General features: G+C 63.6%; 22 protein-coding genes and 1 riboswitch. Of the genes, 17 read left to right on the top strand and 5 right to left on the bottom strand.

The features are described from left to right. Positions 1–144: 144 nt before the first annotated feature. The 4 genes from B5M07_RS07280 to dctP all read right to left on the bottom strand — a co-directional run bounded on the left by B5M07_RS07280 (position 145) and on the right by dctP (position 4,629). On the bottom strand, positions 145–1,662 hold the full coding sequence (locus B5M07_RS07280) for a malonate--CoA ligase (protein WP_120350811.1): 1,518 nt from the start codon (positions 1,660–1,662) through the stop codon (positions 145–147). Positions 1,663–1,837: 175 nt separating this feature from the next. Further along, on the bottom strand, positions 1,838–3,154 hold the full coding sequence (locus B5M07_RS07275; protein ID WP_120350810.1) for a TRAP transporter large permease: 1,317 nt from the start codon (positions 3,152–3,154) through the stop codon (positions 1,838–1,840). A 1-nt stretch (position 3,155) separates the two neighbouring features. Beyond that, complete coding sequence (locus B5M07_RS07270) at positions 3,156–3,650, bottom strand: TRAP transporter small permease (RefSeq protein WP_007120055.1); 495 nt, start codon at positions 3,648–3,650, stop codon at positions 3,156–3,158. A gap of 7 nt (positions 3,651–3,657) precedes the next feature. After that, entirely contained in the window at positions 3,658–4,629 is a 972-nt protein-coding gene (gene dctP, locus B5M07_RS07265) for a TRAP transporter substrate-binding protein DctP (protein WP_120350809.1), read from the bottom strand. Positions 4,630–4,855: 226 nt separating this feature from the next. Between dctP and B5M07_RS07260 the strand changes: the two genes are divergently transcribed. Next, positions 4,856–6,091: a putative DNA modification/repair radical SAM protein gene (locus B5M07_RS07260; RefSeq protein WP_120350808.1), complete on the top strand. Its 1,236-nt coding sequence runs from the start codon at positions 4,856–4,858 to the stop codon at positions 6,089–6,091. Then, complete coding sequence (locus B5M07_RS07255; protein WP_120350807.1) at positions 6,091–7,521, top strand: UdgX family uracil-DNA binding protein; 1,431 nt, start codon at positions 6,091–6,093, stop codon at positions 7,519–7,521. The genes B5M07_RS07260 and B5M07_RS07255 overlap by 1 nt, the downstream gene beginning before the upstream one ends. Here B5M07_RS07255 and B5M07_RS07250 read toward each other — a convergent pair. Then, positions 7,518–8,156 (bottom strand): SOS response-associated peptidase, encoded by a 639-nt coding sequence (locus tag B5M07_RS07250; protein ID WP_120350806.1) that lies wholly within the window; start codon positions 8,154–8,156, stop codon positions 7,518–7,520. The two genes, B5M07_RS07255 and B5M07_RS07250, sit on opposite strands and share 4 nt — an antisense overlap. A gap of 135 nt (positions 8,157–8,291) precedes the next feature. On the opposite strand from B5M07_RS07250, the gene B5M07_RS07245 reads away from it, so the two are divergent. The 15 genes from B5M07_RS07245 (at position 8,292) to B5M07_RS19725 (ending at position 24,491) form a co-directional block, all read left to right on the top strand. Then, positions 8,292–9,026: an ImuA family protein gene (locus B5M07_RS07245; RefSeq protein WP_254693977.1), complete on the top strand. Its 735-nt coding sequence runs from the start codon at positions 8,292–8,294 to the stop codon at positions 9,024–9,026. Next, complete coding sequence (locus B5M07_RS07240) at positions 8,974–10,461, top strand: Y-family DNA polymerase (protein ID WP_120352185.1); 1,488 nt, start codon at positions 8,974–8,976, stop codon at positions 10,459–10,461. The genes B5M07_RS07245 and B5M07_RS07240 overlap by 53 nt, the downstream gene beginning before the upstream one ends. Next, positions 10,461–13,790, top strand: coding sequence for an error-prone DNA polymerase (locus B5M07_RS07235; protein WP_120350804.1), 3,330 nt, complete (start codon positions 10,461–10,463; stop codon positions 13,788–13,790). Before B5M07_RS07240 ends, B5M07_RS07235 begins: the two co-directional genes overlap by 1 nt. Before the next feature lie 111 nt (positions 13,791–13,901). Then, a riboswitch (TPP riboswitch) is annotated at positions 13,902–13,998 on the top strand. A 66-nt stretch (positions 13,999–14,064) separates the two neighbouring features. After that, positions 14,065–14,868, top strand: a complete 804-nt coding sequence (thiD, locus tag B5M07_RS07230; RefSeq protein ID WP_120350803.1) for a bifunctional hydroxymethylpyrimidine kinase/phosphomethylpyrimidine kinase — start codon at positions 14,065–14,067, stop codon at positions 14,866–14,868. Continuing rightward, complete coding sequence (locus tag B5M07_RS07225) at positions 14,861–15,841, top strand: FAD-dependent oxidoreductase (protein ID WP_120350802.1); 981 nt, start codon at positions 14,861–14,863, stop codon at positions 15,839–15,841. Before thiD ends, B5M07_RS07225 begins: the two co-directional genes overlap by 8 nt. Beyond that, on the top strand, positions 15,831–16,028 hold the full coding sequence (gene thiS, locus B5M07_RS07220; protein ID WP_120350801.1) for a sulfur carrier protein ThiS: 198 nt from the start codon (positions 15,831–15,833) through the stop codon (positions 16,026–16,028). The genes B5M07_RS07225 and thiS overlap by 11 nt, the downstream gene beginning before the upstream one ends. A gap of 3 nt (positions 16,029–16,031) precedes the next feature. Beyond that, a complete protein-coding gene (locus B5M07_RS07215; protein ID WP_120350800.1) occupies positions 16,032–16,793 on the top strand; it encodes a thiazole synthase in 762 nt (253 codons plus the stop codon). Next, the gene (locus tag B5M07_RS07210; protein WP_120350799.1) at positions 16,790–17,386 is read left to right on the top strand and encodes a thiamine phosphate synthase; all 597 of its coding nucleotides are present in this window, start codon (positions 16,790–16,792) and stop codon (positions 17,384–17,386) included. Before B5M07_RS07215 ends, B5M07_RS07210 begins: the two co-directional genes overlap by 4 nt. Then, entirely contained in the window at positions 17,383–18,345 is a 963-nt protein-coding gene (locus tag B5M07_RS07205; RefSeq protein ID WP_205570911.1) for a HesA/MoeB/ThiF family protein, read from the top strand. The genes B5M07_RS07210 and B5M07_RS07205 overlap by 4 nt, the downstream gene beginning before the upstream one ends. 36 nt (positions 18,346–18,381) lie before the next feature. After that, on the top strand, positions 18,382–19,329 hold the full coding sequence (locus B5M07_RS07200) for an ABC transporter substrate-binding protein (RefSeq protein ID WP_120352184.1): 948 nt from the start codon (positions 18,382–18,384) through the stop codon (positions 19,327–19,329). Next, a complete protein-coding gene (locus tag B5M07_RS07195) occupies positions 19,326–20,009 on the top strand; it encodes a TenA family protein (RefSeq protein ID WP_120350797.1) in 684 nt (227 codons plus the stop codon). The genes B5M07_RS07200 and B5M07_RS07195 overlap by 4 nt, the downstream gene beginning before the upstream one ends. Further along, the gene (locus B5M07_RS07190; protein WP_120350796.1) at positions 20,006–20,743 is read left to right on the top strand and encodes an ABC transporter ATP-binding protein; all 738 of its coding nucleotides are present in this window, start codon (positions 20,006–20,008) and stop codon (positions 20,741–20,743) included. The genes B5M07_RS07195 and B5M07_RS07190 overlap by 4 nt, the downstream gene beginning before the upstream one ends. Further along, on the top strand, positions 20,743–21,495 hold the full coding sequence (locus tag B5M07_RS07185; RefSeq protein WP_120350795.1) for an ABC transporter permease: 753 nt from the start codon (positions 20,743–20,745) through the stop codon (positions 21,493–21,495). The genes B5M07_RS07190 and B5M07_RS07185 overlap by 1 nt, the downstream gene beginning before the upstream one ends. Positions 21,496–21,791: 296 nt before the next feature. Next, positions 21,792–22,943: an AAA family ATPase gene (locus tag B5M07_RS07180; RefSeq protein WP_120350794.1), complete on the top strand. Its 1,152-nt coding sequence runs from the start codon at positions 21,792–21,794 to the stop codon at positions 22,941–22,943. Between the two features lie 327 nt (positions 22,944–23,270). Continuing rightward, on the top strand, positions 23,271–24,491 hold the full coding sequence (locus B5M07_RS19725; RefSeq protein WP_120350793.1) for a MobA/MobL family protein: 1,221 nt from the start codon (positions 23,271–23,273) through the stop codon (positions 24,489–24,491). The last annotated feature ends 1 nt before the right edge of the window (position 24,492 follow it).

Below are 24,492 nucleotides of genomic sequence, written 5' to 3'. Positions count from 1 at the left end.
CACCACGTTCTGTAGAAATTTTCCCGGCACCTCAAGCGAAACCGGGCATTAAACGCCAGATTGTCGCAGGTTACACCGCAGTCCTGCCCCGTGGGATGGCGATACCGCCGCCCCTATGCCCGCTAGAATGGCCCTCGGGCGCCCCTACCCCGGTTGAAACAAGTCCCGGTAGGTGTCGCGCAGCACGTTCTTTTGCACCTTGCCCATCGTGTTGCGCGGCAATTCCGGCAGGACGATCAGCTTGGCGGGTCGTTTGAACTTGGCCAGCGATCCGGCCACATCCCCGGCGATTTGCGCAAGATCCAGCTCCGCGCCCCGCCGCGCCACCAACACCGCCACAACGCTTTCCCCGAAATCGGGATGCGGCACGCCGAACACCGCGCTTTCCAGCACGCCCGGTTGGTCGTCGAGCAGCAGTTCGACCTCCTTAGGGTAGATATTATAGCCGCCCGAGATGATCAGGTCTTTGTCGCGGCCCACGATGGTCACATAGCCATCCGCATCGCGCCGCCCCAGATCGCCGGTGATGAAAAAGCCATCTTCGCGCAGTTCGGCGGCGGTTTTCTCGGGCATCTGCCAATAGCCCTTGAAGACATTCGGGCCACGTACTTCGATGCTGCCTATCTCTCCGTCCGGCAGGGTCGCGCCGGTTTCGGGGTCGGTGATTTTCAACTCCACATCCGGCAGCGGCAGGCCCACGGTGCCCGCACGGCGCTCGCCCTCATAGGGGTTTGAGGTGTTCATATTGGTCTCTGTCATGCCGTAACGCTCAAGGATACGGTGGCCGGTGCGTTCCTCAAAATCGACATGGGTTTCGGCCAAAAGCGGAGCCGACCCCGAGATGAACAGCCGCATGTTCGCTGTCGTCTCACGGGTGAAAATCGCGTCGTCCAAAAGCCGGGTGTAGAAGGTCGGCACCCCCATCATCACGGTGGCATGGGGCATCCGGTCGATCAACCGGTCGATGTCGAGCTTGGGCATAAAGATCATCGCGCCCCCCGCCACCAGCGTCACATTGGTCGCCACGAACAGCCCGTGCGTGTGAAAGATCGGCAGCGCATGCAGCAGCACGTCACTTGCGGTGAAGCGCCACAGGTCGGCCAGCGTCTGCGCGTTCGACAAAAGGTTTGCCTGCGTCAGCATTGCCCCCTTCGAGCGCCCCGTGGTGCCGGAGGTATAGAGGAAGGCCGCAAGGTCATCCGCCGTCCGCGCGACGGTCTCGAATTTATCGGAAGCCGAGGTGGCGCGATCCGCAAAGCTGCCATCGTTCTCCGTACCAAGCGTCTCAAGCTGGCACCCTGTATCCCTAGCCAGCGGTGCCATTTCATCGCGGCGCGCGGGCTGGCAGACAAAGGCCGCGGCCCCGCTGTCGGTCACGAAATAGCGCACCTCATCCGCGGTATAGGCGGTATTGAGCGGCAAAAAGATCACCCCCGTCTGCACGCAGGCGGCATAGAGCGCCAGCGCATCGGCGGATTTGTCGATCTGTACCGCCAGCCGGTCGCCGGGCTTCACCCCCAACTCGGTCAGCACATGGGCAAAACGGGCGGCCCGGCCCAGAAAACCCGCATGGGTCAGCGTCACCCCGCCTTCGAGATGGAGAAAGGCCGTCGTTTTGCCAGCGTGACGGCCAAACAGAGTGTCATAAAGGGGGTTTGCCATCACGGTGCTCCTCGCGTGTTGTTCTTGGGAAAGCCGACTGCCTCCTTGCGGGATTACAACCGCATTACGTGGGGTAATGCAAGCCGACCAAAGCCCGCGCGCGGCGGCACAGTCGGCAAATGTCGAATTAAGGCAATAGCTTGCGGGGCGGCGCTGAGGCGCGCCGCCCCAAGGTTCAGCGGCCCATCAAACTGGGCAACCAAGTGCCGATACCCGGCAGCCAGACGATCAGGGCCAGAACGAAAAGCTTGATCAGCAAGAACGGCATCACCGACGCATAGATCTGTGGCATCCGGATTTCAGGCGGCGCCACTCCCCGCATGACGAACAGCAGCAGACCAAAGGGCGGTGTCAGCAAACCGATCTCCATGGTCAGCAGATAGACCACGCCAAGGGTCAGCTCATTGATCTCCATCGCCCCCGCCAGCGGCACGAAGACCGGTACGGTGACCATCAGCATTGAAACCTGATCAATGAAGCACCCCAAAAAGAGCAGGATCGCGATCATCCCCAAAAGCACCATCAGCGGCGTCGGATCGACCGCGTTGATCGCGTTGATCAGCCCATTGGTGGCCCCCGAGAACGACAACACCTGCGCAAAGGTCTGACTGGCCGCGATGATGAACAGGATCATCACCGACAGCTTTAGCGTCTCCATCAGCGCGCGGCCCATCTTCTCCCAACTCAGGGCGCGATAGGCGGCCCCGATGATTACGGCGGTGATGCTGCCAAGGGCGGCGCTTTCCGTAGGCGTGGCAATGCCCGCGAGCAGCGAGCCGATCACCACCGCGAAAAGCACCGACAGCGGCAGCACATAGATCACGAAAGGCGTCCAACGTTCGCGCAGCGGCATTTCTTCGTAGACATCGGGCGGCGCGACTTTCGGGTCGAGAAGGCTCCGCCCCACCACATAGGCCACAAAAAGCACCGCCAGCAGCAGCGCGGGCAGCACCCCCGCGATCAGCAGCCCGGCGATGGAAATACCCGCGAGCGAGCCCACGAGAACCGCCAGCGCCGAGGGCGGGATCAACATCGCAATCGCGCCCGAGGCCATGATCGGCCCCATTGCCATCGACGGATGATAGCCCCGTTTCAGCATCCCCGGCAGCAGCGTGCCGCCCAGCATCGCGGTATTGGCGATGGTCGAGCCGGAAAGGGCTGCAAAAATCGTGCCGCCAAAGATCGTGACGACCGACATGCGGCCCGGGATGCGCGTCACCACCCGTTCAATCGCGTCAATGGCGCGGTGCGCGACCCCGGTTTGAAAGAGTATCTCTCCCATAAGGATAAACAGCGGTATCGGCGCGAGCTGAAAATTCGCCACCGATTGCGCCGAGTTGCGCGCCAGTTGCAGAATGCCCCGGTCTCCGCCCAATACGAAGTAGGCGCCTACGGTGGTCACGGCGATGAAAGCAAATGCGACCGGCAAGCCGATCAGCAGCAAAACCGCCAATCCGCCCAGCATCAAGGTCAGTGTCAGGCCCCAATCCATGTCAAAGACCACTCAAACTACGCTCGGCCGTTTCCGGATAGAGCAGACGGCGAATAAAGATGATCGTGCAAAGCGCCAGCGATAGCGGCACAAAGGCCAGCATCCACCACTCTGGGATCACGAAAGACGTGCGGATCATCGACCCGCGTGCGGCAGAGGCCAGCACCGCTTGCAACCCGTACCAGCCCAGCACCCCTGCCGTCACCGCGCCAATGGCGCTGGTCAGGCGGGTCAAAGCATAGGCAGTGCGTTGCGACAGGTTGCTGGTGATCAGATCAACCTTCACATGCCCGCCAATCGACAGCACCCAAGGCGCGCCAAGGAAGGTGGCGATCATCAGCGCATATTGGATCGCATCCAGTGCCCCATAGACCACCGGCAGCCCCAGATTGCGCAGCACCACGTTGATCGCGATAAACACCGCGATCACCCCGAGGATACCGGCCGAGAAAACGGCCAGCCCCCGGAGTGTCCGGTCAAACAATGTTGAGATCATGGGGCGATCACTTGGTCATGCAGGCGCGCATCTGCTGCGCAAGATCGGCATCGACCTCTTCGACCGCCGCCCAACCGGCATCGCGCGCGGCATTGGTCCACGCTTCGGCATCGGCCTCGCTGAAGGTGATCGTCTCGATCCCCGCATCCGCCTGTGCGGCGTATTCCGTCGCGTTGCGGTCGGCGTTGTCGTTGTTAAGCTCTTCCATCCAAGCCGCGCCCTCTTCGAGTTTGGCGCGTTGTTCGTCGGTCAGGCCATTCCATGTGTCGAGGTTCACCAGCAGGTTCACGTCGACGTTGTAAAAGCTCGGATCGACCCGGTATTTGGTCTGCTCGTCCCAACCGAGATCCAGCACCCCTTGGCTCGGCCAGCCGTAGCCGTCGATCGCGCCGCGCTCCAGCGCGCTATAGACTTCGCCCGGCGCGGTGCGCACCAGATTGGCGCCCAGTTGCGTGAACATCGCCTGATAAACCGGTGTGGTGCGGATGGTCAGACCGCTCAGGTCCGGCCCCTCGACCGGTTTGGTCAGATAGAGGTGATAGCCGATCCCGTCGCCGCCATGGCCGAGGTATTTGACGTTCATCTGCTCTTGGTGGATGCGGTCGACCAGTTCATAGCAGCCATTCTCGCGCTGTTCTTGAATGGTGTTTTCCGCCAGATGCAGCGCGTCGCCCGTGGGCAGCAGGTTGGGGTAATAGGCCGTGGTGTTATTGGCGATGTCGACAACGCCAGATTGCACCGCGTTGCCCAATTCAAAGGGCGGCACGGCTTCCGGCCCGCCGACCATATTGATCTGCACGACCCCCTTGCCGTTCTCGTTGATCCATTCGACAAAGGATTCAAACTCGCGGCTAAAGGCGGTGCCAAGGGTAAAGGCCGACACGGCGCGCAGCGTCACTTCGTCGGCGCTGGCGGTGCTGGTGGTGGCAAGGGTGCTGACGGCAAAGAGCGCCGCGCTTAGCGTGGTTGTTGTTTTCATGATCGTCTCCCAGTTGTGATCAAAAGCCCGCGATCTCTGCCCCGGTGCTCTCGCATGCATATGCATAATATGTATCTGCATGTAATTCGTAGCGACAAGATTTCGCTACGTCAATTTAAACTCTCACCCCCTGCCCGCGCCATCGCACAGGCGGTGCCCTGCGCAGATTGTCGCGGCATTAAGATAGTTTAATGACACCCTAGCCATGAGAACATATATAGAACGCATGGCAAAACAGACACTCGATCAAAAACTGGCGATTCTCAGCGACGCGGCGAAATACGACGCCTCCTGCGCCTCCTCCGGCTCGACCAAACGCGACTCGCGCGATGGTAAGGGGCTGGGCTCAAACGAAGGCAGCGGAATCTGCCACGCATACGCCCCCGACGGGCGGTGCATCAGCCTGCTCAAGATCCTGATGACGAATTTCTGCATCTACGATTGCAGCTATTGCATCAACCGCGTGTCCTCGAACGTCGACCGGGCGCGGTTCAGCGTGGATGAGGTGGTTAAGCTCACCATCGAGTTCTACCGCCGCAACTATATCGAAGGGTTGTTTTTGTCCTCGGGCGTGATCCGCTCCCCCGATGCGACGATGTCGGACATGGTGCAGATCGCCCGCAAACTGCGGCACGAAGAGAACTTTCGCGGCTATATCCACCTCAAGACGATCCCCGATGCCTCCCCTGAGTTGATCGAGGAAGCGGGCCGTCTGGCGGATCGTCTGTCGATCAATGTCGAACTGCCCACCGACACCGCGGTGCAGCAATATGCGCCGGAGAAAAAGCCCGAGCAGATCCGCCGCGCCATGGCCAATGTGCGGATGGTCAAGGACGCCAGCAAAGAGAAATCCTTCTCCGGCAAGCGCCCGCCGCGTTTTGCGCCCGCCGGTCAATCCACCCAGATGATCATCGGCGCGGATGGGTCGAACGACGCCACGGTGCTGGGGCAATCGACGCGGCTTTACTCCAGCTACAAGCTGAAGCGCGTTTACTATTCCGCCTTCTCGCCAATCCCCGACAGTTCCGCCAAACTGCCGCTGATCCGCCCGCCCTTGCAACGCGAGCATCGGCTTTATCAGGCCGACTGGCTGCTGCGCTTCTATGATTTCCAGTTGGACGAGATCACCTCCGTCACCCGCGACGGCAATCTTGATCTTGAAATCGACCCCAAGCTCGCTTGGGCGCTGGTGCACCGCGAACATTTTCCCCTCGATGTGAACCGCGCCAGCCGCGAGATGCTGCTGCGGGTGCCGGGGTTTGGCGTGAAAACGGTGACCCGCATCCTCGCCGCCCGACGCCATCGGTCCCTGCGCTACGAAGACCTGACCCGCATGGGCGCCTCGATGAAAAAGGCCCGCGCCTTTGTAACGGCAGGCGGCTGGTCGCCCGGTGGGCTGACCGACAGCGCCGACCTGCGCGCACGTTTCGCGCCGCCGCCCGAACAGTTGACCCTGTTCTGATGCACCGCGTCTCCCTGCCCCCGATCGGCGCTGCGAAAGCATGGCGCGAGGCGGCACGCGGCTTTCTCGCGGCCGGTGTCTCGCCCGAGCAAATCCTCTGGGGCGACCATGCTGCCGCGCCCGATCTGTTCGGCGGTGAGACTGTGTCGCCAAAAGGCGGACAGGTCTCGGTCCCGCGCAGTTTTGTCTCCATGGCCGAAACCGCCGTCTGGCACAGCGACCCCGAACGCTTCGCGCGGCTCTATGCCTTTCTTTGGCGCGTGAAAGACGCGCCGCATTTGATGTCGGACCGGGGCGATGCCGACCTCGCCGTGCTGCGCGGGATGGAGAAGAACGTCCGCCGTTGCCAACACAAGATGAAGGCCTTCGTCCGCTTCCGCGAGATCGGCGCGCCCGATGCCCCGCGCCGCAGCTTCGCCGCGTGGTTCGAGCCGACGCATCACACGGTGGAGCCCACGGCGGATTTCTTCGTGCGGCGATTTTCCGACATGGATTGGCGTATCCTGACGCCCGATGTCTCGGCCATTTTCGAGAACGGCAAACTCACGTTCCAAGAGGGCCACGCCAAGCCCGACCTGCCCGAGGACGCGGGCGAGCAGCTTTGGATCACCTACTTCCAGAACATCTTTAACCCCGCCCGCCTGATGGTGAAGGCGATGCAGTCCGAGATGCCCAAGAAATACTGGAAAAACATGCCCGAGGCCGCCTTCATCCCCCAGATGATCGCCGAGGCCCCCGCCCGCGCCCGCGCCATGGCCGAGGCAGCACCAACCCTGCCGCCGGTGCGCATGGACCGCGTGCAGGCGCAGCTTTCGGCCTTCTCATCCGCTTGGGACGGCCCGATGGAGGACCTGCCCACCGCGATCCGCGCCTGCACCCGCTGCCCGCTGCATTGCCATGCGACCCAAGCCGTGCCGGGAGAAGGCCCCGCCCGTGCCGATCTGATGGTGGTCGGCGAACAACCCGGCGATCAGGAGGATCTCGCGGGCCGTCCCTTTGTCGGCCCAGCCGGACAGATGTTCGACCGCGTGGCCGCCGAGGCCGGGCTCGACCGCGAGGCGGCTTTCGTCACCAATGCCGTCAAACACTTCAAGTTCACCGCCCGCGGCAAACGCCGCATTCACCAGCGTCCCGAGACGCCCGAGATCGACCAGTGCCGCTGGTGGATGAACGCCGAGGTGGCGCAGGTGCAGCCCAAGCTGATCCTCGCCATGGGCGCCACAGCGGCGCAAAGCCTGACGGGCAAGGGCACGGGCATCCTGAAACGCCGTGGCACGATCGAGACGGGGCCAGAAGGCATCCCGGTGCTGATCACCCTGCACCCGTCCTATCTGCTGCGCGTGCCGGATCCGGCGCTGCGCGAAGAGGCCACGGCGCAGTTCCGCTCCGATCTGGCGATGGCGGCACGGATGATGGCAGAGGCGGCTTAATCCTCGGGGTCGATGACCTGGAGCGTGCCGTCCGGCAAGGGGCGTTGCAGGCTGGGCAGCTCGGCCGTTTCAACCGTAAGCCAGCGCTGCACGTCGTCGGGGTTGGTCAGGATCACCGGCATCGCCTTGGGGTGCACGGCCCCGACCTCGGCATTGGCTTCGGTGGTCAGAAAGCCATAGAGGGTATCAGTGGTCTCGCCGTCCTTCAGTTTGCGCACGCTCGTCCATTCGGTCCAAACGCCCGCAAAAAAGGCCAGCGGACGGTCCTCGCCAAGCGCGAACCAGACCGGGCGCGAGCGCTCTCCGGGGCGGTTCAGCGGTTCGGAAAAGGCGGTGAAGGGCACCACGCAGCGATGCTCGCCCCCCAGCCAGCGCCGCCAATGGGGCGAGGCGATGTTGCGGATGTTGGTCACGCCGCGGTCGGTCTTCTTGCCTTTGAGCGCGAAGGCCGGAGAGGGCATCCCCCACCGCATCATCTCCAGCACCGGACCGCCATCGCCGTGGCGCACCACCGGGGCGGCATAGTCGGGGTAGATACCGGGCATCGGCGGCAGGTTGCCTGTTTGGTCGTCGATGCCGTCGAACCAGCCGCGGATCGCGGCCTGCCCCTTGGTCAGGGAATAGAGATTGCACATCGGTTGGCCCCCTTGCCGTCATCTTGGCCCATTAGATGCGGTTTTGCCCGCGTCCGGCAAGGGCCACAGGATCTTTGACAGCACCGCAATTGATGATTTATAACCAGAACAAAATGTGAACATATGGAGTCGTGCATGACAACCGATTCTACATATGGGCAGGTCCTTACCCTGCCGCGGCGGCTGCCGTCGACACCCCCCGAACCGGGGGTTCTGGCAGCACACGCGCCGCTGACGGATGTCTTTCCGGGGGCCTTCGCCACGGCCCCGGCCAGTGCCTTCGTGCTGTCGCTCTTGCCGCGTGGCAAGGGGCCGGTGCTTTGGGTGCAGGACTTTCTGTCGCGGCGCGAGAATGGGGCACCCTATACGCCCAGCTTGCGCGGTTTCGGGCTGGAACAACCGGTGCTGCTGGTCACCGTCAACCACCCGCGCGACGTGCTTTGGACGATGGAGGAAGGGGCCGCCTGTGCGGGGCTTTCTGCCGTGATCGGCGAGGTGCACGGCGGGCCGGAGGTGCTGGATTTCACCGCCACCAAACGGCTCTCGCTTCGGGCCGAGGCCTCAAATGTGCCGCTCTATCTCATTCGCAGCGGCGATCCCGGCGGCTTGAGCGCGGCGCGGATGCGGTGGCGCATTTCCTCGCTGCCCTCTCAGGCCCATCCATACGATGCACAGGCCCCCGGCGCAGCCCGCTGGGATTTGGAACTGTTTCGCGCGCGTGGCCATGCGCCGGGGCGTTGGGTGGCTGCCCATGACCCCGACAAAAGCCAAAGCCCCCGCGCCGCGGATCGTCTCCGTCTGGTTCCCTATGCTGACGATGGAGCGGTGGCGCCGGGTGATCGCCCAATACCGCAGCGTTCCGGGGGATGAGGTGCCCGTCGTCCTGTCGCGCGACGGAACCCATGGGCCGGTGGTCCATGGGCTGAGCGCTGCCGCCACGATGCGCGGAATCGAGGCGGGCGCGCGGGTGGTCGATGTGCAAGCGATCCACCCCGATCTGCATGTCGAGCCCGCCGATCTGGAGGGCGATGAGGCGCTGATCCAACGGCTGGTGCATTGGGCGCGGCGCTGGTGCCCTTGGACGGCGCGGGATCAGGACCATGGCCTGCTGCTGGACGTGACCGGCTGCACCCATCTGTTCGGCGGAGAGGTCGCCATGCTGCGCGACATCCGCAGCCGTTTTGCGCTACAGGGGCTGACCGCGCGGGTCGCCATGGCCCCCACTCCCGGTGCCGCGCAGGCACTGGCACGCTTCGGCTCCGGCGCGCAGATCTGCGGGGCTGAGGACGTGGCCACCGCCCTCGCCCCCCTGCCCGTCGCCGCCCTGCGGCTGGATGCGCAGACCACACGGCTCTTGGACCGTCTTGGCCTCAAGACCATCGGCGCGCTGAGCGACTTGCCCCGCGCCGCGCTGATGCGGCGCTTTGCCAGCCTCAAGCCCGATCGCAACCCGCTGATCCTGCTCGACAAAGCTCTCGGCAAGGCCCCCGACCCGCTGAACGCCCCGCCGGACCACCGCCATTTCATAACCCGCAGCCGCTTGCCTGAGCCGGTGATCGACCCCGCCCCGCATCTGCCCGCGCTGGTCGATGACCTCTGCACCCTTCTGGCCCGCGCCGAGCTTGGCGCGCGGCGGTTGCGCCTGACCATCTACCGCATCGACGGCGATTGGCGCGCGCTTGGGGTCGCCACGGCGCGGGCCAGCCGTGACCCCGCGCATCTGCGCAGGCTGTTCGACGGCAAACTGGAAAACATCGACAGCGGCTTCGGCTTTGACCTGCTGACGTTGGAGGCGCTGACCAGCGAACCGCTGCCGCTGATGCAAGACCACCTCGACGGCAAACGCGACCCTTCGGCGGATGTGGCCGGGCTGCTCGACCGGCTCGCCGCGAAGCTGGGCGCGGACAAGGTCAACTGGCCGCAGTGGCGCGAGACCCATAAGCCCGAACGGGTGGAGCAACGTGTCGACGCCCTGCACGGCACGCCTACAGCCGCACCCGCCTTGCTGCGCGACCGTCCGCTGCGTCTGCTGACCCCCGCCGAGGAGGTGCGCGTGATCTATGCCGTGCCCGAAGGCCCGCCCTCGCAGTTCAACTGGCGGCGCGTCACCTATAAAACCATGCGCCACACCGGGCCGGAACGCATCGCGCCGGAATGGTGGTGCGACCGCCCCGGCACCCGGCTGCGCGATTACTACAAAGTCGAGGTCCAGGGCGGCCAGCGTTTCTGGCTCTACCGCGAGGGGGTGATCTATGACGGTCGCGGGGCCGAGCCGCGCTGGTTTTTGCATGGGCTCTTTGCCTGATGCCCGAGCAGGAAGGACATAAGCGCCGCACCTTGGGCGAAGACGGTTTTGCCGACCCGCCGCAGGCGGAGTACGTGGAGTTTGGGCTGGCCAGTTGCTTTTCCTTCCTGCGCGCCGCCTCGGACGCCGTGGATCTGATCGAGATGGCCTATCACCACGGCTATGACAGCCTCGGCATCGCCGACCACAACACGCTGGCGGGCGTGGTGCGGCTACATGTGGAGGCGGAAAAGGCGCATATCCGCCCCCTGATCGGCGCGCGTCTGGTGCTGCTTTGTGGGACCGAACTGCTGGCCTATCCGCAAGACCGCGCCGCTTATGCGCGGCTCTCGACGCTGCTGTCGGCGGGCAAGATGCAATCGGTGGACGGCGAATGGCAGCAAAAGGGTGAGACCCATCTGACGCTGGAGATGCTGGCGCAACATGCCGAAGGGCTGCACCTCATCCTCATGCCACCCGAAAACCTTGATGTCTTTGCCGCCGGCCTGCCGCGTCTGGTGAAAGCACTGCCGGACATGCGGCATGTGGGCGCAAGCTTCCTTTATCGTGGCGATGACCGGGCGCGGATCAACCGCTTGGACGCACTGGCCCGCGCCCATGGGCTGAGGATTTTGGCCACCAACGATGTGCTCTACCACGCGCGCCACCGGCGGCCCTTGCAGGATGTGATGGTGGCGATCCGCGAAGGCGTGATCGTGCCCAAGGCGGGCTATCTCTTGGCCGCCAATGCCGAACGGCACCTGAAATCGCCCGAGGCGATGCTGCGCCTCTTCGCCGACTGGCCCCATGCCATCGCCGAGACGCGGCGTCTGGCGGACAGGATCACCTTTCGCCTCACCGATCTGGCTTACGAATACCCGCATGAGATCGTCCCCGAAGGCCGCAGCCCGATGGAGGAACTCGCCCGCCTCACATGGGAGGGCGCGGCGCGGCGCTACCCGCAAGGCGTGCCCGAGGCGGTGATCAAAACGATCGAAAAGGAATTCGCGCTCATCTCCGCCAAAAAGATCGCCCGCTATTTCCTGACCATCTACGACATCGTGCGCTTTGCCCGCGAGGAAGCTGAGCCGCCGATCCTCTGCCAAGGGCGCGGCTCGGCGGCCAATTCGGCGGTCTGTTTCTGCCTCGGCATCACCTCGGTCGACCCGGCGGTGCATAACCTGCTGTTCGAGCGGTTCCTTTCCGAGGAACGCGATGAGCCGCCCGACATCGACGTGGATTTCGAGCATGAGCGGCGCGAAGAGGTCATCCAATACATGTACGGCAAATATGGCCGCCACCGCGCCGGGCTCTGCGCCACGGTGATCCACTACCGCCCACGCTCGGCCATTCGCGAGGTCGGCAAGGCGATGGGGCTGTCGGAAGACGTGACCTCAAAACTCGCGGGCACGATCTGGGGCAGTTTCGAGGGCCAGATGGACGATGACCGCGCCCGCGAGGCGGGGTTGGACCTGTCAGATCCCTATCTGCGCATGGTGCTGAAACTGGCCTCCCAGATGATCGGCATGCCGCGCCACCTGAGCCAGCACGTCGGCGGCTTCATCCTGACCGAACGCCCCCTGACCGAGATCGTCCCCATCGGCAACGGCGCCATGCCCGAGCGCAGTTTCATCGAATGGGACAAGGACGACATCGACGCGCTGCAAATTTTCAAGGTCGATATCCTCGCGCTTGGTATGCTCACCTGTATCGCCAAATGCTTTGATCTGATCGAGGCGCATTACGACCGCCCGCTGGAACTGGCCACGGTCCCGGTGGAGGATCACGAGGACGACGCCACCGGGCGACCCACCTACGACATGCTCTGCCGGGGCGACAGTCTGGGCGTGTTTCAGGTCGAAAGCCGCGCGCAGATGGCGATGCTGCCGAAGCTGCGCCCCCGCGTGTTCTATGATCTGGTGATCGAGGTCGCCATCGTCCGCCCCGGCCCGATCCAAGGCGACATGGTCCACCCCTATCTGCGCCGCCGCCAGGGGATGGAGAGCGTCGTCTACCCCGCCCCCGGCCCGGCCTATCCGCAGGACGAGTTGTTCAGCATCCTCAGCCGGACGCTGGGCGTGCCGATCTTTCAAGAACAGGCGATGAAAATCTCCATCGACGCGGCACAGTTTTCCCCGACCGAGGCCAATGAGCTGCGCAAGGCCATGGCCACCTTCCGCTCGCGCGGGACGATTGAAAAGCTACAAGACAAGATGGTGGGCCGGATGACCAACCGCGGCTATGACCCGGTCTTTGCGCAGCGCTGTTTTGACCAGATCAAGGGGTTCGGCGAATATGGTTTCCCCGAGAGCCATGCGGCGAGTTTTGCCAAGCTGGTCTATGTCTCGTCTTGGATGAAATGCCACTACCCGGCGGCCTTTGCCTGCGCGCTGCTGAACTCGCAGCCGATGGGGTTTTACGCCCCCGCCCAGATCGTGCGCGACGCCCGCGAGCATCAGGTCGAGGTGCGCGCGGTTGATGTGAATTACTCCGACTGGAACTGCACGCTGGAGCCTTGTGGCAACGGTTTCGCCCTGCGGCTGGGGTTGCGCATGGTGGACGGGTTGCAGGAGAAAGCCGCCGCGCGGATCATGGACCGGCGCGAGGCGCCTTTTGCGGATGTCGAAGACCTCAAGTCTCGCGCCGGGCTCGATGCCAAGGCGATCCGCCAGCTTGCCGCCGCCGACACGATGCGCAGCATGGGGATCGACCGACGTCAGGCGCTGTGGCAGGCCCAAGGGCTGCGCGACGCGCCCGCCTTGCCGATCTTTGACCATGCGGAGGCCGCGGCTCAGGGGCCGGAGCCGGAGGTCACCTTGCCGGTGATGCCGAAGGCCGAACAGGTCGTGGCCGACTACCAAACGCTGCGCCTGTCGCTGAAGGCGCATCCGATGTCCTTTTACCGCTCCAGCCTCGCCGCGCAGGGGTTTGCTTCGGCCCGCGATTTGGGGCGAATGGGCCACGGGCGGCGGGTCAAGCTCGCCGGGCTGGTGCTGGTGCGGCAAAAGCCGGGCAGCGCCAAGGGGGTCTGTTTCATCACGCTGGAGGATGAATGCGGCGTGGCGAACCTCGTGATCTGGCCCAATATGTTCAAGCTTTACCGCCCCACGATCATGGCCGCGCGGCTGCTGGTGGTCGAAGGGCGCGTGCAGACCGACGGGCGGGTGATCCATGTGGTGGCCGACCGGCTTAAGGACCGCTCTGACAGGCTTGCATCGCTGTCGGACGCACCGATGCCCGGCATCACCACGCGGGGTGATCACCCGACCCATCCGCTGCCCGGTCAGGTGGCGATGCATAGCCATCCGCGCGACGCGCGTGTGATCCCGAAGTCGCGGGATTTTCATTAACGAATCTTCATGTATTTGATGAAGTGTGACTCGCAAATAGTTGATACAGAACGACAACTCATAAATTAACCATCACCAGTTGACCCTGCCAGCCCGCCTCGCTAGCCTGCCCGCAATCCGTTGGGGTGCCGCAAGGCTGAGAGGTGAAAACCGACCCATCGAACCTGATCCGGGTCGTACCGGCGTAGGGAACGGAACCAAGCATCGGCCCCACGCGGCCCGTCGTTTATCCCGTATCCACACGCCCTTGGCCCATCTAACACATGGGGGCCAAATGGCGTTTCAAGCACTGACGATTGCGGGGTCCGACAGCGGCGGCGGGGCGGGGATTCAGGCCGATCTGAAGACCTTCAGCGCACTTGGCGTTTACGGGGCCAGCGTGCTCACCGCCGTGACAGCCCAGAACACCCGCGCGGTGACCGGGGTCGAGATGATCTCTCCCGCGATGATCCGGGCGCAGATGGCGGCGGTCTTTGACGATCTGGCGATCGGTGCGGTGAAAATCGGCATGTTGGGCGATCCTGAAACGATCACCGCCGTGGCCGAGGGGCTGGCGGGCTGCGCCGCGCCTGTGGTGCTCGACCCGGTGATGGTGGCAAAATCCGGCGATACGCTGCTCTCTGCCGAGGCGGTGGCGACACTGCGTGACCGGATGCTGCCCTTGGCCCATGTACTAACGCCAAACCTGCCCGAGGCCGCACGGCTGCTGGACAGGCCGGAAGCCACCGATGAGGCCACCATGCTGGAACAGGGCCGCGCCCTGCTCTCGGCCGGTCCCGGCGCGGTGCTGATGAAGGGCGGGCATGGCAAGGGGGAGACCTGCGTCGATCTGCTGATCACCGCGGCTGAAACCCTGCGCCTTTCCGCGCCCCGCCAGCACACCGCCAACACCCACGGCACCGGCTGCACCCTTTCCGCCGCCATCGCCGCGGGGCTGGCGCGGGGGCAAACGTTGCCGCAGGCCGTGCAGGCTGCGCATGCCTATCTGCAACGCGCCATTGCCGCTGCCGACACCCTCAACATCGGCAGTGGCCACGGCCCGGTGCATCATTTCCACGCGGTTTGGCCCCATGAGTGACGTCACCATCATCGGCGCAGGCGTGGCGGGGCTTTGGGCCGCGCGGGCCTGTCTGGCGCAGGGGCTGCGGCCAAGGCTCGTCGACCGCAAAGGCACGCCCGGGCCGCATGGCTGTTCATGGTGGGCGGGCGGGATGCTCGCGCCCTTCTGCGAAGGCGCGCTGAGCGAGCCTGCGGTGGTGACCCACGGGCGGCGCGCGGCAGCGCTCTGGTCTGAGATTACCGAGGTCACCCACAGGGGCACGCTGGTCCTCGCCCCGGAACGGGACCGCGCTGAAATCCAGCGGTTCGCCGACCGGACCGACGGCCACACCCCTTGCGACGCCGACGCCATCGCGGCCTCCGAGCCCGAGCTTACCGGGCGTCATCGGCGCGGGCTGTTCTTTGAGGAGGAAGCGCACCTGAACCCGCGCCAAGCCCTGCATGATCTTACCCAAACGCTCGCCGCCCATGGGGTGAAGGTCGAGCCCACGCCCCTCACCCCATCCAAGGTCGCAGGCCCGGTGATCGACTGCCGTGGCATGGCCGCCAGCGCCGACCTACCCGGCCTGCGGGCGGTGCGCGGCGAGATGATCTTGCTGCGCGCGCCTGAGATCACCCTCACCCGCCCGATCCGCCTGCTGCACCCGCGCCACCCGCTCTATGTGGTGCCGCGCGGGAACGGAATTTATATGCTGGGCGCGACCCAGATCGAAAGCGCCAGTCGCGCCCAAATGACCGCGCGCTCGGCGCTGGAACTGCTCTCGGCGGCCTATGCGCTCGACCCGCGCTTTGCCGAAGGCGAGATCATTGAGATGGGCGCCGACCTGCGCCCCGCCTTTGCCGACAACCTTCCCGGCATCGTGCAACGCGGCGCAGTGCTGCATCTTAACGGATTGTTTCGGCACGGGTTTCTCATGGCACCGGCCTTGGCAGAACAGGCCGCAGCCTTTCTTGCAACAGCGACAACAGGGGATTTATTCCGTGAAAATTGAAGTGAACGGCGAAGCGCGTGAGGTCACTGCCACGCAGCTTAACGCGGTCTTGGTGGAGCTTGGCTGGGGCGAAGCCAAGGTCGCCACCGCACTCAACGGCAATTTCGTCCCCGCAGGCGCGCGGGGCGCGACGACGCTGAGCGATGGCGACCGGCTTGAAGTGCTCAGCGCCATGCAGGGGGGCTAAGCGATGCGCGACTTTTACGGCGTTTCTCTGCCCCTGCCGCTGATGCTGGGCACCGCGCGCTACCCCTCGCCTGCGGTGATGGAGGCCGCCTTTCGCCAAAGTGCCGCCCCGGTGGCAACCGTTTCCCTGCGCCGCGAACAGGGTGCGGGTCAGGCGTTTTGGGATATGGTGCGCGGGCTCGGCGTGCATCTGCTGCCCAACACTGCCGGTTGCCATTCGGCGCGGGAGGCGATCACCACGGCACAGATGGCGCGGGAGTATTTCGGGACCAATTGGATTAAGCTGGAAGTTATCGGCCATGCCGACACCCTGCAGCCTGACCCCTTCGGCTTGGTTGAGGCCGCCGAGGCGCTTTGCGCCGATGGGTTCGAGGTTTTTCCCTACACCACCGAGGATCAGGTGCTGGCCGGGCGGCTGGTCGATGCGGGTTGCCGGGTGCTGATGCCTTGGGGCGCGCCGATTGGGTCAGGGCTGGGGCTGAACAACCTGCACGGGCTGCGCAGCCTGCGGGCGGCATTTCCGGAGGTGGCGATGGTGATCGATGCGGGCCTTGGCATGCCCAGCCATGCCGCGCAGGCGTTGGAGATGGGGTTCGACGCGGTGCTCCTCAACACCGCCGTCGCCGAAGCCCGCAACCCCGCCGCCATGGCCGAGGCCTTTGCGCTGGCCTGCCGCGCGGGCGCGCTTGCCGCCGCCTCCGGCCCGATGGGCCAGCGCGATATGGCGGTGCCCTCCAGCCCCGTGATCGGAAAGGCTTGGCTATGACCCTGCCGCGTTTTTATCCCGTGTTTGACAGTGCTGCATGGGTTGTGCGGGCGGTGCCCTTGGGCGTGAAACTGGTGCAGCTGCGCATCAAAGACGCGCCGTATGACCTGCTGCGGACCGAGATCACCACCGCGCTTGACCTCTGCCGCCAATACGGCGCGCAGTTGGTGGTGAATGACCATTGGGAACTGGCGATTGAACTGGGGGCCGAATGGCTGCATCTGGGTCAAGAGGATCTGGACACAGCCGACATCCCCGCGATCCGGCGCGCGGGAGTGAAACTGGGCCTCTCCACCCACGACCACGCCGAACTTGACCGCGCGCTGGCCCTCTCCCCCGATTACATCGCCCTTGGTCCGGTCTATCCGACCATTCTGAAAAAGATGAAATGGACCGAACAGGGCCTCGATCGGCTGACCGAATGGAAGGCGCGGATCGGAGACATCCCGCTTTGCGCCATCGGCGGCATGTCGGTCGCCCGTGCGCCGGGGGCCTTTGCCGCCGGGGCCGACACGGTGGCGGCGGTCACGGATATCACACTGAACGCCGACCCCGACGCGCGGATGCGCGAATGGCTCAAGGTGACGGCATGAGCCGCTACGCCCGCCAGACCATTCTGCCGCAGGTCGGTGCCGAGGGGCAGGAACGGCTTGCCGCCGCGCGTATGCTCGTTGTCGGTGCCGGGGCACTGGCGGTGCCGGTGCTGCAATACCTCGTCGGGGCCGGTGTGGGGCGCATCACGCTGGTCGATGGCGATGTGGTGGCCGAGAGTAACCTGCACCGCCAACCGCTCTACCAAATGGGCGATATCGGCAGGCCCAAGGTCACCGCCGCGGCAGAGGCGATGGCGGCGCTGAACCCGGAGGTGACGCTCACCCCGCGTGCCGAATGGCTTACCCCCGCCAACGCCCCCGGATTGCTGGCGGAGTGCGATATTGCCCTCGACTGCGCGGACACTTTCGCCGCCAGCCTGACGCTTTCGGATCTGTCTTTGGCGCAAGGCAAGCCGCTGATCTCGGCTTCGGCGCTTGGGATGTCGGGCTATGTTGGCGGCTTTTGTGGGCCTGCCCCCTCTCTCCGCGCGGTTTTCCCAGATTTGCCGCAGACGGCGGCCACCTGTGCCACGGCGGGCGTTTTGGGCCCCGTGGTGGGAGTAATCGGCGCGGCGCAAGCGCAGATGGCGCTGTCGGTGCTGCTGGGGCTGTCGCCTTCTCCGCTCGGGCAGCTGATGATCTGGGACGCCGCGCAATGGCGGATGTCGGGCTTTCGCTTTGACAGCGCTCCCGAACCTGCGTCGCCCGTAAATTTCATCGCCGAGAGCCAGATCGCCCCGCGCGATATGGTTATCGACCTGCGCGCCGAAGCGCCCGCGCCCTTCTCAGCCCAAGCGCGCCATGTCCCCCCCGAGGCGCTGCCGGACCTGCCGCTGCCCCCACACACACCGCGCATCGTGCTCGCCTGCCGCACCGGCCTGCGCGCGCATCACGCGGCCAACACCCTCCGCGCCCGCTGGCCGGGAGAAATCGCCCTGCTGGCCCTGTCCGGTGCCTGACCCTTTCTTGAACAAAACCACAAAATGGAGCCTTTCGTGAAACACATCCTTACTCCCCTCGCCCTGACATTGATCGCCGCCCCGGCCTTGGCCCAAGACAAGATGACAGTTATGCTGGATTGGTTCATCAACCCCGACCACGGGCCGATCATTCTGGCCGAGGAAAAGGGCTATTTCACCGAAGCGGGGCTGGAGGTTGAACTGATCTCTCCCGCTGACCCGAACGATCCGCCGCGCATGGTGGCGGCAGGCCGGGTCGATCTGGCGGTCTCCTACCAGCCGGAACTGCATCTCGCCCAGCGCGAGGGGTTGGACCTGCGCCGCGTGGGCACCTTGGTCGAGACCCCGCTGACCTGCCTCGTGGTGCGCGCCGACGGGCCGGTCAAAGAGATGGCCGACCTCAAGGGCCGGAAAGTGGGTTTCGCCGTGGCAGGCGTGCAAGAGATGCTGTTGGACGCGATGCTGAGCCACCATGGCGTGGCCCCCTCTGAGGTTGAGCAGATCAATATCGGCTGGTCGATCTCGCCCGCGCTCATGTCGGGTCAGGTCGACGGCGTGATCGGCGCGTTCCGCAATTTCGAGCTGAACCAGATGCAGATCGAAGGCCATGAGGGCCGTTGCTTTTATCCCGAGGCCGAAGGCGTGCCCGCCTATGACGAGCTGATCTATGTCGCCCATGCCGAGGATATGGACCGCGAGATGATCGCGCGCTTCCTGCATGCCACTGAACGTGCCGCGGCCGATATCGTCAACGATCCGGCTGCCAGCGGTGAGACCTTTTTTGCCTCCGATGCCGAGTTGCGCAACGAGCTGAACACCCGCGCCTGGGAAGACACATGGCCGCGTTTCGCCACCCGCCCCGCCGCCGTGGATCATGGGCGCTACGACCGGTTCGAGGCTTTCATGCAGGAAAGCGGTGTGGTCGAGACCGTGATCCCCGCCGCTGATCTGGTGGTCGATGTCACCGCGCAGGCCAAGCCATGACGGCACCCGACTACGGCGATGCCTTTGCCGCATGGCGCAGCGGCGCCGGAGAGGCGTGGCGGGACTACACCCGCCATGCCTTTGTCGAAGAGTTGCGCGCGGGGACGCTGCCACAGGCCAGCTATCTGCACTATCTACGGCAGGACTATGTCTTTCTGATCCATTTCGCCCGCGCATGGGCGCTGGCCGCAGCCAAGGCGGAAACGCTGGATGAGATGGCCGCAGCCAGTGCCACGGTTCATGCGCTTGTTCATGTAGAGATGCCACTGCATGTGGAAACCTGTGCCCGCCAAGGCATCGACCGCGCCACGCTTGAGGCCACGGCAGAGGCACCGGGCAACCTCGCCTATACACGCTATGTTTTAGAGGCGGGCTATTCCGGTGATTTCCTTGATCTGATGGCCGCACTTGCGCCCTGTGTGTTGGGCTATGGTGAGATTGGGCTGAGCCTTCGGGGCAATGATGGCCCCTATGCCGATTGGTGCGCCGTCTATGGCGGCGAAGATTACCAAGCGCTTTGCCGGGATGTTGGTGCTTTGATCGACGGCGCATTGCGGCGGCGTCTGAGCGCGGAATGGAAAACACTGCCGCGCGCCAAAACCCTGCAAGAGCGTTTCAATACCGCGACCCGGCTTGAGGTTGGTTTCTGGGGCATGGCGCTTGCGCCCGCCGCACCATGACAGCGCCTGCAATTCATCTGTCAGGCGCGCTGCAGGGGGCCGCTGCCCCCTTGATCGACAGGTTCGATGTCACCCTCAGGGCGGGGCAATGGAACGTGCTGCTCGGCCCGTCCGGTGTTGGAAAAACGTCGCTATTGCGACTTCTGGCGGGCCTGCCCTCTGCCGCCCGTCTAAACGGGCGCATCGCAGCCGATGACGATCGGCCCCTCGCGCCCCGCGTCGCGATGATGGCGCAGGATGATCAGTTGCTGCCATGGGCGAGCGCCATGGAAAATGTCACCATCCCCGCCCGCCTGCGTGGAGAGCGCGCGGTTCCTGACCGCGCCACTGCGCTTTTGGCCGAAGTGGGCCTCGCCGCCGAAGGGGGCTGCAAACCCGCCGAGCTTTCCGCCGGTCAGCGCCAGCGCGTCGCCCTTGCGCGTACCCTCTACGAAGATCGCCCCGTTGTCCTGCTGGATGAACCCTTCTCTGCCCTCGACGTGGTGACCCGCCTTAAAATGCAAGACTTGGCGGCGCGGCTGCTTTGCGGGCGGACTGTCGTGCTGATTACCCATGACCCTGCCGAAGCCCTACGGCTGGCCGATCATGCGTGGGTCGTGAGCCGCCAAGGGATCACCCCCTGCAGCCTGCCCGAAGCGCGTCCACCGCGCGAGATCGACGCGCCTAAGACCCTCGCAGCCCAAGCCGATCTCCTCCGCCGGATGGGGCTGGCCGCACCCGCGCAGGTCGCTTGATGGCGCATGTGGGGCATAGACTATGGCGCGGCGCGGTATGCTTTGCGCTTGCTCTGGCGATTTGGCAGCTTGTGGTCACCCTCAGCGGGGTGCCGCGTTTCATCCTGCCGGGGCCATGGCTTGTCGTGCAGGCGCTGGGCGTGAATGCCGCGCTGCTGTGGCAGAATGCGCTGTGGTCGGCGGGCAATCTGGCACTTGGGTTGGGCGTGGGGATTTTTTTGGGCATTGAGACGGCGCTGCTGCTGACCCTTTCGCGCCGCGCGCGCTGGTTGCTGCGCCCGATGCTGGTGGTGGCACAAGCCGTGCCTGTCTTCGCGCTCGCCCCGGTCATCACCCTCTGGCTTGGTTACGGCATGCCGTCCAAAATCGTCACCATCGCGCTTGTCACCTATTTCCCCATCGCCTCTGCTCTCTTCGACCGGCTGATGGCGCTGCCTGCGGGCCTGAGCGATCTATCGCGTCTCTCCGGCGCCAACCGTTGGCGCGAAACGCTGCTGCTGCGCCTGCCCCATGCGGTGCCCGGCCTGATCTCGGGCCTGCGCCTCGCGGTGGTCTACGGCCCCCTCGCCGTGCTGATCGGCGAATGGGTCGGATCCTCCCGCGGCTTGGGGCATCTGATGCTGATGGCCAATGGCCGCGGCCAAACCGCTCTGATGTTCGCGGCGTTGATCGTGCTGGCGGCGCTGTCTTTGCTGCTTTGGACCGCGGTCGAAGCACTGGCCCGCGGGGCGGCACGGCGGTTTTATCTGTAAGGGGCTGCGATCTGGGGTATGCTGGCGGAGGAGGTGTCCGATCAACATCCAGCCCATCCTGTTATTATATCAATACTTTTCGGACATGATCAACAGCTCACCCCACAAATACGCCCACAGTATTTGGCGTCTGGACGACTGGCCAAGTCATTGGCGGATTGCCAAGGACGGACGGACAGGCCCCAAGACCCCCCAAGGGGCTTGGGGCCTGTCCGTCCGTCCGGGATAACTCTTTTTTTTCGTTTTAATTTTTGTCCGGGCCCAATCGGAACAATGTTCTCTGAGAAGGGGTAGCGATGATGCCGCCCCCCAAACCCAGAAGGCACACATCCATGGGATATAGAACTACAACTGCACTGCCCCAACCACTCTGCACCAGGGCGGCCGATTTCCGGCCGGAACTTAATCGGCGCTATATTGTCAAAAACCTATTATGGCCTGGTGAAGTCGGCATGATCGCTGGCGCGCCCGGCTTGGGCAAAACGACCATCGTCGCCGCGTTGGCCGCTCACGTGTCCCAGGGTCGGAACTTCGGCGGCCTCTCGGTCAAAAACGCTGTCGTGATATACTATGCCGCCGAAGACCCGCACGGTGTTTTGTGCCGAGCCTTCCCCTACGCAAGCAATCCCTCTTTTGCGACTGCGCCATTCTATGTGGTGCACGGCGCTCCAGACCTGACCGATCCTTCTTGCGTGGCCAAGATTACGGCGTTCTGTGAAGCCAAGAAAGCCGAGCATCATTCAGATCGGGTGCTGATCGTCTTCGATACACTGAACCGTTGTATCGGAGATGCGGACGAAAACTCCTCATCCTCAATGGGAGCAGTGGTAGGAAACGCAGGCAGGATTGCTCACGCCGCCGATGCATCCGTATTATTTGTGCACCACGTCGGTAGCGGCAACTCCGACCGCCCACGGGGCTCCTCGGCGCTCGAAGGCAACCTTGACCTCCTCTGCATGCTGAACAAAGCCCCAGAAAGCGAAACAAAGAAGGTCGTGTTCCTGACCGCCAAAAAGCAGAAGAACGCTCAGGAGATCGGTGCGGTGCCCTTTGAAGTTACCAGTCACCGCATAGGTTTCGATGATGACGGTGAAGCGGTTTCAGTGCCCGTCGCAAGGCCCATGGAACCTCGCGCGGTTGCCAAAATTGCGTGCCCGGCGAACAAAAACAAGAAACCGCTTAGCAAAGCAGATGCACGCAAGGAGGACGTTCTGCGGCTCATGAAGGAGTTTGCCGCTCAAAACCCGGCGACCGTAGTCCAAGCGACTGCTGTCGGTGCCGGCTGTGGCGCCGCATTCAGCGAAGTGCGGGACAATCCCGATAGTCTTCGAAAAGCAGTAAAGCGCGCGCTGGAAGGCCTTGTAGCAGACGGGCGGATCGAGGAAGTCGACGGCGGGTACAGGTCCAGTCCACCCGCTGTTAGCGAGCCTGGGGTTGTGATCGAATAATATTGCGGCCACCCCCTGCCATATCCTCATTCGAACCGGAGGGGCGCGAACCTGCCCCTCCGCTTACTAAACGCTCTGACGCGGCGATTTCTTCTTCGAGCCAGTCCAACATTCCTGATGCCAATCCAAGCCGGACCGCTTTCGATACGCGCGAAAAGTCGTGTTGAGATAATCGAAAGCGCGCGCAATGCCGAAGAGAGTTTATTAGCACTCCTTCCAACGACTGCTCCATTTTTTCATTCATGATAAAGTTCCCTATGTCCAAATTTGTAAGGCGCACAACGGATAAAATAGTCATTTTATCCCACAAACCCAAACGGCACGCACATGGCACTTTTTTCTCTAAGGCACTCTGTTAAGACTTTTTCGCCGAAATGCAGAAACGCGAACCGCACCGCAGCTCATGGGCAAACTGCGGCGCATTTGAGATATATAACCAGAGAAAGTGCCGCACGAGTTGTCATCCGGCAGCGTCTCGAAGGTGCGACCGATAGCAAACAAGCCAGGTTATCCGAAAGAGCAGCAGAGAAGCGCAAAGGGCGTGCATGTGAGCGGTTCATTATCGCGTTGCCTCTGGAAGCGACGACGGAGCAGCGGGTACTTCTCGCCCGAGAGTTTGCGGAATTGCTCACCAATGGCCAAGCAGGATATGTCCTCGCTATCCACGATAAGACTGGAAACGATCGCCAGAATCCCCATTTCCATTTGGCCGCCTTCGATCTGCATTTGTCATCAGGGGGGAGAGGTCGCCCCAAAAGCGTATTGGGCATGGCCAGGAAAAACGCGGTCGAAAAGCGAGCTGCGCAATGGGCCACCCTTCACAACAGGATGATGCATAGCTGGGGGTATGGCCCCTCATCCGAACTCAGTCACCTCTCATACGCTGAAAGAGGTATCGACCGCGTCCCCGAAATACATGAGGGCCCGGTTGCGAGGCGAATGCACAGCCAGGAAAAGGCACACATCATAAAGCCAGCTTGGACGCACATTGACGCGGGGAAAAGCCGTCACGATGCGAATATAATCATTCGTGAGATAAACCTACTTAAGAAGGAAGAACAGAATGCGAGAGCCCATCGATTGGGAAAAGGAAATCCAGAGTACTCGACTTGCAGCCAGAGCGGCCGCAAGATCTTCGGAGAGAACTGTAGGAGGAGTGGCAGAGGTACTTTCCCTCCTGCGAGAACAGCAGACAAAAAACGGTGCTCTGAAGTCCGCACTGACAGCGATAGACACCCGACTCGGGAACTTGGAGACTGCGCAGCGCAACAGCGAGGCCCAACACAGCAGCCCCCCTTCGCTACACAGGCAAAAAAAGCTACCACTCCTATGGCTCATCAGCGGGGCGCTGGTAGGCGCGGCATCAGCCGCGTTTTTTATGAGCTAATCATGTTGCGAGACACACTTCTGGCGCGGATCGCAAACCGCGATGTTCGCCACTCCTCTCTTTCGAACAGGCAGCTAACGCAAGTGAATGCCCATGAACCGCTGACGTATGAGCCCCCGGGTAGCCCTCGCAAGAGGAGCCTCGCAAGCCAAACCAGATGAG

Source organism: Sulfitobacter sp. D7 (assembly GCF_003611275.1).
Taxonomy (GTDB): domain Bacteria; phylum Pseudomonadota; class Alphaproteobacteria; order Rhodobacterales; family Rhodobacteraceae; genus Sulfitobacter; species Sulfitobacter profundi.
This window is presented reverse-complemented; position numbering and strand designations above follow the sequence as displayed.

Excerpts from the sequence above, each read along its gene's own strand:
- B5M07_RS07280 (WP_120350811.1), bottom strand. The coding sequence starts at position 1,662 with ATGGCAAACCCCCTTTATGACACTCTGTTTGGCCGTCACGCTGGCAAA.
- B5M07_RS07275 (WP_120350810.1), bottom strand. The coding sequence starts at position 3,154 with ATGGATTGGGGCCTGACACTGACCTTGATGCTGGGCGGATTGGCGGTT.
- B5M07_RS07270 (WP_007120055.1), bottom strand. The coding sequence starts at position 3,650 with ATGATCTCAACATTGTTTGACCGGACACTCCGGGGGCTGGCCGTTTTC.
- dctP (WP_120350809.1), bottom strand. The coding sequence starts at position 4,629 with ATGAAAACAACAACCACGCTAAGCGCGGCGCTCTTTGCCGTCAGCACC.
- B5M07_RS07260 (WP_120350808.1), top strand. The coding sequence starts at position 4,856 with ATGGCAAAACAGACACTCGATCAAAAACTGGCGATTCTCAGCGACGCG.
- B5M07_RS07255 (WP_120350807.1), top strand. The coding sequence starts at position 6,091 with ATGCACCGCGTCTCCCTGCCCCCGATCGGCGCTGCGAAAGCATGGCGC.
- B5M07_RS07250 (WP_120350806.1), bottom strand. The coding sequence starts at position 8,156 with ATGTGCAATCTCTATTCCCTGACCAAGGGGCAGGCCGCGATCCGCGGC.
- B5M07_RS07245 (WP_254693977.1), top strand. The coding sequence starts at position 8,292 with ATGACAACCGATTCTACATATGGGCAGGTCCTTACCCTGCCGCGGCGG.
- B5M07_RS07240 (WP_120352185.1), top strand. The coding sequence starts at position 8,974 with ATGGAGCGGTGGCGCCGGGTGATCGCCCAATACCGCAGCGTTCCGGGG.
- B5M07_RS07235 (WP_120350804.1), top strand. The coding sequence starts at position 10,461 with ATGCCCGAGCAGGAAGGACATAAGCGCCGCACCTTGGGCGAAGACGGT.
- thiD (WP_120350803.1), top strand. The coding sequence starts at position 14,065 with ATGGCGTTTCAAGCACTGACGATTGCGGGGTCCGACAGCGGCGGCGGG.
- B5M07_RS07225 (WP_120350802.1), top strand. The coding sequence starts at position 14,861 with ATGAGTGACGTCACCATCATCGGCGCAGGCGTGGCGGGGCTTTGGGCC.
- B5M07_RS07215 (WP_120350800.1), top strand. The coding sequence starts at position 16,032 with ATGCGCGACTTTTACGGCGTTTCTCTGCCCCTGCCGCTGATGCTGGGC.
- B5M07_RS07210 (WP_120350799.1), top strand. The coding sequence starts at position 16,790 with ATGACCCTGCCGCGTTTTTATCCCGTGTTTGACAGTGCTGCATGGGTT.
- B5M07_RS07205 (WP_205570911.1), top strand. The coding sequence starts at position 17,383 with ATGAGCCGCTACGCCCGCCAGACCATTCTGCCGCAGGTCGGTGCCGAG.
- B5M07_RS07195 (WP_120350797.1), top strand. The coding sequence starts at position 19,326 with ATGACGGCACCCGACTACGGCGATGCCTTTGCCGCATGGCGCAGCGGC.
- B5M07_RS07190 (WP_120350796.1), top strand. The coding sequence starts at position 20,006 with ATGACAGCGCCTGCAATTCATCTGTCAGGCGCGCTGCAGGGGGCCGCT.
- B5M07_RS07185 (WP_120350795.1), top strand. The coding sequence starts at position 20,743 with ATGGCGCATGTGGGGCATAGACTATGGCGCGGCGCGGTATGCTTTGCG.
- B5M07_RS07180 (WP_120350794.1), top strand. The coding sequence starts at position 21,792 with ATGATGCCGCCCCCCAAACCCAGAAGGCACACATCCATGGGATATAGA.
- B5M07_RS19725 (WP_120350793.1), top strand. The coding sequence starts at position 23,271 with ATGGCACTTTTTTCTCTAAGGCACTCTGTTAAGACTTTTTCGCCGAAA.